This is a genomic window from Streptomyces sp. NPDC007896 (assembly GCF_042959425.1).
Lineage (GTDB): Bacteria > Actinomycetota > Actinomycetes > Streptomycetales > Streptomycetaceae > Streptomyces.
This window is the reverse complement of record NZ_JBIBKX010000046.1, coordinates 1-2,803: the sequence shown is the minus strand read 5'-3', so window position 1 is coordinate 2,803 and position 2,803 is coordinate 1. Positions and strand designations below refer to the sequence as shown.

Below are 2,803 nucleotides of genomic sequence, written 5' to 3'. Positions count from 1 at the left end.
CCCGCCGGGGCGGCGCCCCCCGGGCGCCCCCCCGGCCCCCGCCCCCCCCCCCCCCCCCCCGGGGCCGGGCGGGGGGGGCGGGGGGGGGGGCGGGGGGCGGCCGGGGGGCCGGGCCCCGCGGGAGGTGGCGTGCCCCGGGACCAACTCCTGTGCAGAGTGCGGCGATGGGCAGCGCGAAGTCGCAGGCGCCGGTCCTGTCGCCGATGCAGGCCGAGCAGGCAGACCTGTTCCGGCGGGCACACGCCGGGGACACATTCTGGTAACGGGCCGCACTCGCCCATTCACCCGGAGCGATCGATCAACCGCCCATACCCGTCAGTAAGTTGTCTGCGTGTCACGGTCGCCGCCTTACCGGATCCGCCCTCCAGGAGATCCGGCTCGGCAAGGACTTCAGTGACACAGGTTCTTCACATGTGATCAAATCCGGGGGTTCCAGCAGGTCAGAGCCCTGCTGGGCGTCCATCTTCTTGCACCACAGAAAGGGACTCCATGAGAGTCCGGATATCCCGCCGCGCGCACGCGGTCATGATCGCCGCTGCCCTTGCCGGGAGTGTCGTGGTTCCGCTGGCTGGCGCACAGCCGGCTGCGGCCGACGACTGTCTCACCTCCGTACCGACGTACGTGTGGGAGCCGAACACCACCGGCAACATCGCGGCGCCACACGTGCTGCACAAGTACATGGACTGGGGACCCCAGAGCGGTGCCACGGACACGTTGATCGACACCCTCTACACGGCGAACCTGCCGACCACCAGCAAGGTGTTCACCGGCGGCGGCAACGGCATCATCTACGAGGCCACCTCTGGCGGCCAGGTCAAGTCCTACAAGGACAACACCGCCACCGGCGGGGCTCTGCTGACTCCGGTGAAGACCTACAGCCTGGCGTGGCAGAACGCCAAGCGGATCTGGACCAACGGCAGCCGGGTGTTCGTACTCAACGCCGCGGACTCGCTCGAGGTCTACAAGCAGTCCGCTCCGACGACGGGCAACGGCACCCTCACCAAGATATCCGAGACCGCGACCTCGACCGCCGCCCTGTTCGATGCCACGAACGTGTGGATGGTGAACTCCACCGTCTACGCGCTCACCAGCACGGGCGCCATCAACCAGTACAGCTACACCGAATTCCCGATTATCGGCACCATCGCTGCACGCCTTCAGAGCGCGGGCGTGGTGGCCACTGGTCTGACCAACGTCAGCCAGGCCTGGAGCCCGGGTGCTGGGGTCGTCAACACGCAGACCACCACCAGCGATCCCGACACCACCGGTCAGATCGCCAAATACTCCACCGGACCGTGGACTCAGCTCGATCCAGAGGTCCGCACCGGAATCGTCGGCACGATCATGGCGGACGCCGGACCGTGCCTCGCGGACCCGGACCCCTCTGTGCAGCCCTACTTCGCCGCCCCGCCGGACGAGACCGGAGGGGCGGAGGCTGTCGACGCACCCGAGGAGGCCGCCCAGACCCCGTCGAACACGGTCACCGGCAAGTTCACCCTGGGCAACGGGCAGCCCGCCGCGGGCCTTCCAGTCACCCTGACCGCCAACGACCTCGGCGACGACGCCACCGGCGAGACCCAGGTGCCGTTCCTCGGCACGGCGACGACCGCAGCTGACGGCACCTGGTCCATCACCCTCCCGAGCACACTCCCGGCCGACGTGCAGCAGGCCAAGGACGACAACGGCGGCATCCTCAACCTGCAAGCCACCGCCCAAGGCGTCACCACCACCACGAGCACGCCGATGCTCGGCGTGGACACCCTCTCCACCACCACGGCCCAGCAGAGCGCGACGGTCTCCGGACAGAACGACTACGGGCACAGCACGCTGCTCGCCCCGAACACCGTGTCCGGCACGACGCAGGACACCTACGCGGCGTCCACGGACAGCAGCACCCTCGCCGCGAAGATCGAAGCCGACCCGGCTCCGGCCCCGGACACGGTCCCTATGTGGCAGAGCGACAACAGCACCCTCGCCGCCGACTACAACCCGTGCCTGGTCAACGGCCACGACGTCAGCGCCGAAGCGGTGCGCCCGCCCACCGTCCCCATGAGTTCCGGCAACTGCTGGGACACCAAAACCCAGATCGACAGCTCGACGAAGTACACGGTCGTCGGCGAAGCGCACGCCAACTGGGACGCGAAGTCAACGTTCGAGTACGAATCCTCGATGTCCAGCAGCATTGACACCGCGGTCAAGAGCAGCGGCAACTGGACTATAGGTGCGTCCAAGGAACTGTCGCAGAGTAACGGCATGACCGTAGGCTGGTCCAACAAGTCCAAGTACTCGCACCAGTACCAGGTGCCGATCCTCTACAAGAAGTGGAAGTACCAGCACTGGTGCTCCGGCTCGGTGCGCGCCACCTGGTACAAGATCGAGGCAAGCGGATACCACATTCCGGCCGACGGCGCGGCGGGCAAGGTCGGCAAGGACGTGTCGTCGAAGGACGGGACGGCGAACTTCAAGAAGTCCCCGTCGGCCAACCGGGCCTACCTTCAGGGGGGTGGTGGCACCCTTTCGCTTGCTCACGGCAGTTCCGTGAAGTTCGGCGGCGCGGTGAGCGCCTTCGGTATCTCTCTCGGTGCGAAGACCGGCTACGACAGCAGCCACAGGCAGAGGATCACGTTCGGAAACCAGCCCGGCAAGCACTGGGTCTGGGGCAAGAACGGGTCGCTCAGCAGTGGGCACGCTGGTGTCTTCTACTCCAAGTAGGCGCGGCCGGCTGATCGCCGGAACCACATTCCTGATCGTGGCGGCGGCCCTGGCAGCCTGGCTGGTCCCGCAGCGACCAGATGACACAGGT

At 67.4% G+C, this 2,803-nt stretch carries 1 protein-coding gene; it reads left to right on the top strand.

All coding sequences use genetic code 11. The annotated features are described in order from the left end of the window. The first annotated feature begins 489 nt into the window (after positions 1-489). A complete protein-coding gene (locus tag ACFZDJ_RS54800) occupies positions 490-2,712 on the top strand; it encodes a hypothetical protein (RefSeq protein WP_391070775.1) in 2,223 nt (740 codons plus the stop codon). The last annotated feature ends 91 nt before the right edge of the window (positions 2,713-2,803 follow it).

Coding starts and splice junctions, on each gene's coding strand:
- ACFZDJ_RS54800 (WP_391070775.1), top strand. CDS start 490: ATGAGAGTCCGGATATCCCGCCGCGCGCACGCGGTCATGATCGCCGCT.